7 protein-coding genes and 3 pseudogenes are annotated in these 7,132 nt (G+C 67.5%); 5 read left to right on the top strand and 5 right to left on the bottom strand.

Translation table 11 applies throughout. The annotated features are described in order from the left end of the window. Positions 1-206, bottom strand: a pseudogene (locus tag ACFWDI_RS40585) (hypothetical protein); the annotation flags it as partial. On the opposite strand from ACFWDI_RS40585, the gene ACFWDI_RS40580 reads away from it, so the two are divergent. Both ACFWDI_RS40580 and ACFWDI_RS40575 read left to right on the top strand, forming a co-directional pair. Next, positions 135-317 (top strand): hypothetical protein, encoded by a 183-nt coding sequence (locus tag ACFWDI_RS40580; protein WP_385312081.1) that lies wholly within the window; start codon positions 135-137, stop codon positions 315-317. The pseudogene ACFWDI_RS40585 and the gene ACFWDI_RS40580 sit on opposite strands and share 72 nt — an antisense overlap. A 1,053-nt stretch (positions 318-1,370) precedes the next feature. Further along, positions 1,371-1,523 carry a transposase family protein gene (locus tag ACFWDI_RS40575; RefSeq protein ID WP_385312079.1) on the top strand — a complete coding sequence of 51 codons (153 nt, stop codon included), beginning with the start codon at positions 1,371-1,373 and terminating at the stop codon, positions 1,521-1,523. Positions 1,524-1,580: 57 nt separating this feature from the next. On the opposite strand, the pseudogene ACFWDI_RS40570 reads toward ACFWDI_RS40575, so the two are convergent. The 4 genes and pseudogenes from ACFWDI_RS40570 to ACFWDI_RS40555 all read right to left on the bottom strand — a co-directional run. Beyond that, a pseudogene (locus ACFWDI_RS40570) lies at positions 1,581-2,027 on the bottom strand (TniQ family protein); the annotation flags it as partial. A gap of 8 nt (positions 2,028-2,035) precedes the next feature. Then, a pseudogene (locus ACFWDI_RS40565) lies at positions 2,036-2,893 on the bottom strand (TniB family NTP-binding protein); the annotation flags it as partial. A 399-nt stretch (positions 2,894-3,292) separates the two neighbouring features. Continuing rightward, a complete protein-coding gene (locus tag ACFWDI_RS40560; RefSeq protein WP_385312074.1) occupies positions 3,293-3,889 on the bottom strand; it encodes a hypothetical protein in 597 nt (198 codons plus the stop codon). Positions 3,890-4,102: 213 nt separating this feature from the next. Beyond that, positions 4,103-4,714 carry an LLM class flavin-dependent oxidoreductase gene (locus ACFWDI_RS40555; RefSeq protein ID WP_385312077.1) on the bottom strand — a complete coding sequence of 204 codons (612 nt, stop codon included), beginning with the start codon at positions 4,712-4,714 and terminating at the stop codon, positions 4,103-4,105. Between the two features lie 457 nt (positions 4,715-5,171). Here ACFWDI_RS40555 and ACFWDI_RS40550 point away from each other — a divergent pair, with 457 nt between their 5' ends. The 3 genes from ACFWDI_RS40550 to ACFWDI_RS40540 all read left to right on the top strand — a co-directional run bounded on the left by ACFWDI_RS40550 (position 5,172) and on the right by ACFWDI_RS40540 (position 7,064). Continuing rightward, the gene (locus ACFWDI_RS40550; RefSeq protein WP_385312072.1) at positions 5,172-5,336 is read left to right on the top strand and encodes a hypothetical protein; all 165 of its coding nucleotides are present in this window, start codon (positions 5,172-5,174) and stop codon (positions 5,334-5,336) included. Positions 5,337-5,436: 100 nt separating this feature from the next. Beyond that, the gene (gene istA / locus ACFWDI_RS40545; RefSeq protein WP_385312070.1) at positions 5,437-6,684 is read left to right on the top strand and encodes an IS21 family transposase; all 1,248 of its coding nucleotides are present in this window, start codon (positions 5,437-5,439) and stop codon (positions 6,682-6,684) included. Further along, a complete protein-coding gene (locus ACFWDI_RS40540; RefSeq protein ID WP_385312067.1) occupies positions 6,684-7,064 on the top strand; it encodes an ATP-binding protein in 381 nt (126 codons plus the stop codon). Before istA ends, ACFWDI_RS40540 begins: the two co-directional genes overlap by 1 nt. The last annotated feature ends 68 nt before the right edge of the window (positions 7,065-7,132 follow it).

The raw sequence follows: 7,132 nt of genomic DNA, 5'->3' as shown, positions 1-7,132 counted from the left end.
GATCCGCTTGATCGCACCGGCCCGGCCGGCCGGGTCCTTGCGGGCCTCGACCGCCAAGCGCGTCGCGCGCTCGCGCAGTTCGTCGGGGTACTTACCTGCAGTCCGGCCAGCCCCGCGACCAGCTTGCTCACACCTTGGAAGTAGATCCCGACCCGGGAGGGCAGGGCCCGCAGCCGTCGCTGAACCGTCCCGGTCTCCTCAAGCACGGCATCGACCAGCTCGAACGGGACGTGCTGGGTCAACTCACCGAGGCATCCGGGGCGAAGACACCGCTGGCAACCGTGGTGGTGCGAGTGAGAGTGGTGATGGCAGACTGACACGTCAACGGGACCTCTGGCAGTTGGAAGATCTTGGTCGATCCCCTGCTCTATCAGAGGTCCCGTTCTCGTACGCAAGCTTCCGCTTCCTCTTGACCAGGGCGGAAACCGCTTAACCACGCGGCATTGCCTCCGCACCGCTCAACTCGGTTTCAGCGGTAGCGCGAGATGTACTGGAAAGCGAGCCAGCCGACGACCGCAACGACGAAGATTCCAATCGCGGCCCATTGCCCCAGTCCGAATCCCGTGAAGTTGATCGATTTTCTGTGGAATCGACGAAGCGTCCGGAGCGGGTGCCGGACTGCGAAACTCAGTCGCGGCAGCCGCTTTGCGTGGGAAGACAGACGCTCTGATGTCTCAGCCAGCAACTCGGCTCTGTCTCCTTGCCACGGGGATGGCACACGGTGACTGTGCACGACCTGGCCGAGGGTGACGTGGAACAGGTCGGGGATAGGGGTGCTGCTCAGAGAGTGGGTGTTGCGGACTTTCTTCAGCGCCCACTGTGGCGAACGAATTGGTAGGGGCTTGCGCTCGAGGCCGTTCGCTTCTGATGTGTCAAGGTGTGAGAGGGCCATATGCAACGGGATAACTTTTCGTGGAGATTGCTGGTTACAGCTTCCTCCGTGACCGTCGTGGTGCCCCTCTGTAGGACTTGAACCTGTGGAGCAGGGCAAATCTGTTACTCCTCGTTGTACGCGCTTAGAGGCGTACCGCCGCGGGCCACCTCGTCGATCATTCAAGGCGGTGTTTGCTGCGCGGACATGCGTACTTGATACTCAATTTTGGATCGCATCAGGCCCAGGTGGCAGGCAGGGCCTCGGCATGAAGCCGTCATGAGTCGGCTCGCCCGTTCTACAGCCATGGTCCGGTCTGCGGGGACATGGAACGGGCACGGCCGTCAGTGATCATGTGAGTGTCGAAGTCCCATGATCACGCTGGAAGACCGCGCCCATCGCCGCATCATCCCCCACCCCCGCTGAACTTGACCAACTCGCCTCCGCTCGTGCCCTTGCCGTTGAGGAGTGCCCTGACCTGCTGTCCTGTCTCGCCGCGGTGTCCGATCCGCGTGGCGCGCAGGGCCGACTCCATCCGCTGGTCGGTGTGCTCGCGATCGCCGCTGCGGCCGTGCTGACCGGTGCGACCTCGCTGCTGGCCATCAGCGAGTGGGCTGCCGCGGATGCCGCTGGCAGGGATGAGCACGGGTGAGCGGCTGGTTGAGGACGGCTGGTGGCATTGCGGACACTGGTGCTGGAGAAAGCATTCGTGTTCGGGGCAGGCGAAGGCCACTCCAAGGTGCCACTCCTTCTTCCAGCTGCCTCCGTACTTTTCCTGGACGGGATCGTCCCCGGTCAGGCATTGGGGGCAGAAGCGGCTGAAGGGGTGCAGGAGCCAGCCGTCCATGCGAGGTGCGCGGCCTCCGGGAGCGGGCAGCGACCGGCGGATGGGCGGGTAGAAGTCCGCCCAGGTGGCCAGCGTGAGGCCGGTGGCCTCGCTCGTGGAAAGCCGGGTGGCCTGGGTGAAGGCGGTGAGGTGGGAATCGGGCAGGTTGATCAGCAGACTGCGTCCGAGGTAACTGTGGCCAGCGGGCAACAGGCCGGTGAACCGCCCCAGTTCGGCGGGGGCCAGGTCGAGCCGGTGGGCCAGCCGCAGCAGGTAGCCGGGCAGGGCTTCTTCGGGCAGCGGGTCCAGACTCCGTGGCAGGGGACGCACCGGTTCCTTCAGCTTCTGGTGTCCGCGGCGGCGGGGCCGTGGTCGTCGAAGCTGCCGTTGCGGGCGCGCTTGCGCTGACCGGCGGGTCTGTGCTCGGGAACGTGGGGGATTTCGCCGGCCTCACGGTCGCGGCCTGGAGCGTCGTCAACGTCGATGGTGATGTCCTCCAGCAGGCTCTCGGTCAGGCACTCCGCGCCGGAGCCGATCGCCTCCTCACAGCCGTCTTCGACCAGCCTCTCCAGCAGGCCGACGACGCCGCCGGTGCGTTTGCAGAGGTATTCGGGCATGGTGCCCTCGGTGAGCATTCCCGCGGGAGCCTTCAGCAGCCGCAGGCAGTCCTCAACTCCGGCCAGGTGCTCGACCCAGGCGGAGATCTGGGCGGGGGTGTCGTAATGGAATCGGCCGAGTTCGACCAGATCGAAGCGGCGTTCGGTCTGAGTGGCTTCCAGCCCGAAGACTGTGGCCTTCTTCGAGGGAGGGAAGACTACCTGTCCGCGGCGCTTGTCGTAGCGGCCCTCCCGCAGCAGCCCGGAGCCGGGGATGTCGACGCCGACGAGGACGAGCGTGACGTGCATGCTCATGAACGCCCGGATCAGATCGAGGGTGTCCTGATCATCCGCGCGGTGCCTGCGAAGCCTCGTAATGTCATCGAGCAACAAGGTGCGGGTGCCATGGTCATGGAGGGACGTGGCGACCTGGTGGACGAGGTCTGGAAGATCCATCCGGCTGGTGACAGGGGCGCCGTAGAAGTTCAGGATGGCCTTGCAGGTGCTCTTGGGTTTCGCGGTCACCGGAGTCTGGACGTAGGCGACCGGTGCGAGAAGGTCCCGGGTGCCGGGCAGTCCGTTCGGGGCCACCAGCCGGCCTAGTCTTTCCCAGTCGTCCTGGAAGTTCGCGGCGACCTCGCAGACGGTCTCCGTCTTCCCCTGAGCGGCCGCCGCCGCTGATCATCAATCCGGCTCGCGTGGTCGGCTTATGCTTCAACCGGTTGGTCTTCAACCTGGCGTTGAGTCGCTTGGCGACCTTCCTGGTCATGAGAGTTTCCAGCACCGGCAGGTTGGAGTGTGTGGCGGCGCGGTGCAGATCGTGAAGCATCCGGCCACGCGGGCCGAGCGCCCGCCAGGCGGCCAGGTCCAGCCGCGGGGCGGCAGCGAAGTCCTCGCGGTTCGTGCGCCATTGCTCCCATCCCTGGAGCGTCTCGCGCATCGGAGGCGGCCCTCCCAGAACGAACCGTGCGAGGGTCGAATTCTGGTCGTCATCCTCCCTCACGCGCTGTCCCCTCCTCCCGGCCCCGCCGGGGCCCTCTGGTCGTCGCTCTCGTCGTCGAGCAGGGCGAACAGGCTCCGACTCCGCAGGGCCTGACTGAGCCGGGGCGGCGGCTTGGGGCGAGAGGAGACGGCCGCTTCACGGCGGCGCCGCATGTCCGCGCGGACCGCCTCGTCGGCCTGCCGGGCCTGACGCGGCCACTGCAGTGGCACCACTTCACCGTCCTCTCCAGGCGGTCGGGATGGCTTCGGCCGCGATTCCGCCCGGTCGGCGGGACGGTCGGCACGGGCTGCCGCTGCCTGTGCCGAGCGGCGGGCGTGCTGGGCGCGCTTGCCCTTGCTCATCGCCGTGGGCCACTGCTCGACCGGGGCAGCACCGCCGAGCAGTTCCAGCAGCACCGGCAGCAGGTCGGCGTCGGAGTGCGGGGAGATGCCCCGTCCGCGGGCCTGGGCCAGCAGGGCGTCGGCGGTCGCGGAGGAGAAAGCGGGCACCTCGTCCGCGGGCGGTAGACCGTTCCACCGCAGCACGTGCCAGACCTCCGCATCGGCAGGGTCCTGGAAGAACACGGTGCGGCGGTCGCGGCGGTCGGAGCGCATCACCCACTTGCCCTTATGACGGCCACCGCGGGCTGAGAAGCTGTTGTCGTACCGATCATGGAACGTGCGGGTCGAACAGGGTTCCTGGTCGGGTGATCTTGCGGTGGTGCGGACATGAAGACGGGGCCTCTTGGCAGCTCGGGGGTGCGAACCTAACCGAGCGGCCCAAGGAGGCCCCGTTGTCGTTGTTGTACGCGCCCGCGCCCGTGGACTTCAACTCGCCTGGCGTGTCGTGTGATTGCCTCGCGCACGTGTACGGCAACGCGGCTGATCACCCGGACCGGGTGCGCCGATATCCCTCGGACATGCCGTCGCTGCCTCGAACAGCCACCACTCAACCGCCCAGCAAGTCGCTCCTGCCACCAAGTCATGCCCGCCTCGACGAGCGGGCCGATGGTGTCCGCGGCGGTGTGCGGCTCGGTCGTTCCGCCGAGGACGAGATCGAATGGCTTCCCGTGCAGGGGATTGAGACGGCTCCTGTCGAGGGAGGCACGTAGCTCCCGGACTTCCGCCCGGATCGGGGGAGCCTTGGGCGGCGCTGGGTAGGAGGGGTTCGGCGCCGTCCCAGCGGGCGGCTCGGCGCATGGGCGCTTTGTGCGGCCATTGCCCTCCCACCCAGATGGGCACCCTCGGGCGCTGGACGGGGGTGGGTTGGAAGATCACGTCCTTGAGGGTGACGTAGGAGCCGAGGTAGGTGGCCGGTTCTCCGGACCAGAGCAGGTCCAGGGCAGCCAGGACCTCGTCCAATCGGGCCGCCAGTTTCTTCGGGTCGGTGGGCCCCCCGAACGTGTCGTATTCGTCCTCGATGGGGCCGGCCAGGCCCACGCCGAGCACGATCCGGCCGTTGCTCAGCCCATCCAGGGCTGCCACTTCGCGGGCGAGTTTGGAATCGACTTCCGGTTCGTCCCCGGCCCCAAACTCACGAAGAAGCTGATCGACGGCGTGAGCGCACAGGGTGACCGTGGCTGGCACCTCAAGGCGTTCTTCGGCTGCCTGTACTACGCGGCCAACCGCCCCGGTGAGGCAACTACGCGAGGAGGACTTCACCTCCCCGAAGACGGCTGGGGAGAAGTGCTGCTCTCCAGCAGTACGCCCCGCGTGGGCTCGGCCTGGACGGACAGCGGAGAGTCCTTCGACACGCGCGGCCTGAAGAAGCGGGCCCGGAAGGCTCCTGTCCAAGGAGTACGGGGCGGTCTGGAAGGCCGCTCGACTCGTGGTGCTCACCGAGTGCGAAGGCACGTCGCCCTTGGCTGACGTGCCCTACTCACTCCGGCACGCTGGCGTGTCCCTCTGGCTTGAGTCCGGCGTCTCCCCTGCGGAAGTCGCCCGCCGGGCGGGCCACAGCATCGCGGTCCTCTTCCGCTTCTACGCCAAGGCCATTCACCGCACCCAGCAGCGCTCGAACCAGCAGATCGAGCGAGCTCTCGAAGCCGCCGGCGAGGAGTAGCCCAACCTTGTCGGCGACGGCTGAAAAGTGGACCAGTAGCGACGCTTGAAAGTTGACCCCCTCCAGGGGTCTGGCTCGTTGAGTCAGACCGGGAGGAGTGGTGATCAGCGTGGAGGACTGGGCGGAGATCCGCCGGCTGCACCGGGCCGAGGAGATGCCGGTGAGAGCCATCGCGAGGAAGCTGGGGATCTCGAGGAACACCGTTCGCAGAGCGATCGCGGACGATGCCCCGCCGAAGTACCAGCGGGCCTCAAAGGGCTCGATCGTCGACGTCGTCGAGCCGCAGATCCGCGAACTGCTCGAGCAGTGGCCGGAGATGCCGGCGACGGTGATCGCCGAACGCCTGGGCTGGGACCGGGGCCTGACCGTGCTCAAGGACCGGGTCCGTGAACTGCGGCCCGCCTATCGGCCCGTCGATCCGGCGTCGCGGACGGTCTATGAACCCGGCGAGCTGGCCCAGTGCGACCTGTGGTTTCCGCCGGCCGAGATCCCGCTCGGCTTCGGACAGGTCGGGCATCCGCCGGTGCTGGTGATGGTGGCCGGCTATTCGCGGTGGATCACCGCCCGGATGCTGCCGTCGAGGTCGGCGGCCGACCTGATCGCAGGTCACTGGCGCCTGCTGACCGACCTCGGCGCCGTCCCGAGGGTGCTGGTCTGGGACAACGAGGGAGCCGTCGGCTCCTGGCGGTCCGGCGGACCACGGCTAACCGACGAATTCGCAGCGTTCGCCGGGCTGCTGGGCGTCAAGTTCGTGCTCTGCAAGCCGCGGGATCCGGAGGCGAAGGGCCTGGTCGAGCGGGCAAACGGCTATCTGGAGACGTCGTTCTTGCCGGGTCGGGTGTTCACCTCGGCGGCCGACTTCAACGTCCAGCTGGCCGACTGGCTCACCAAGGCCAACCGGCGCGTCCATCGCACGCTGCAGGCCCGGCCGTCCGACCGGCTCGAGGCCGACCGGTCGCGGATGCTGTCGCTGCCGCCCATCGCCCCGCCGGGCTGGTGGAAGGCATCGCTGCGGCTGCCGCGGGACCACTACGTCCGCCTGGACACCTGCGACTACTCCGTCCACCCCCTCGCCATCGGCCGCCGCATCGAGGTGGCCGCCGACCTGGACCAGGTCCTGGTGACCTGCGACGGAGTCGAGGTCGCCCGCCACGCCCGCAGCTGGGCCAGACACCAGACGATCACCGATCCCGACCATGCAGCCGCTGCCACGGCCGGCCGCAAGACGGCCGCCGCGAAGCAGATCCCCACGGACCTCACCGAGGTCGAAGAGCGGTCGCTCGACTCCTACGACCGCATCTTCGGCGTCATCGACGGCGGACTGACCACCGGTGAAGGGGCAGCGTGATGAGCTCGAACAACACGAAGCAGGCAGGCAGCAACCGCGATGTCACGTCCGAACTCATCTATCTCACCAAGGCGTTGAAGGCCCCGGCTCTGCGAGATGCTGCCGCCCGGCTTGCCGATCGGGCTCGCTCGGAAGAGTGGAGCCACGAGGAGTATCTGGCCGCCTGCCTGCAGCGGGAGGTCGCCGCCCGTGACTCCCACGGCGCCGATGGCCGGATCAGGGCGGCCCGTTTCCCCTCCCGCAAGTCACTCGAGGACTTCGACTTCGACCACCAGCGGTCGGTCAAGCGCGAGGTCATCTCTCACCTCGGGACGCTCGACTTCGTCGTCGGGAAGGAGAACGTGATCTTCCTCGGGCCGCCCGTTATCAACGGGGCCTGAGCCCCTCTCTTCTCTGTCTTCAACGAGCGTCACCGTGAGCGTTCTGCGTCGTTGATGCATTGCTATCA

The sequence above is a fragment of the Streptomyces sp. NPDC060064 genome (assembly GCF_042736455.1).
GTDB lineage: Bacteria > Actinomycetota > Actinomycetes > Streptomycetales > Streptomycetaceae > Streptomyces.
This window is presented reverse-complemented; position numbering and strand designations above follow the sequence as displayed.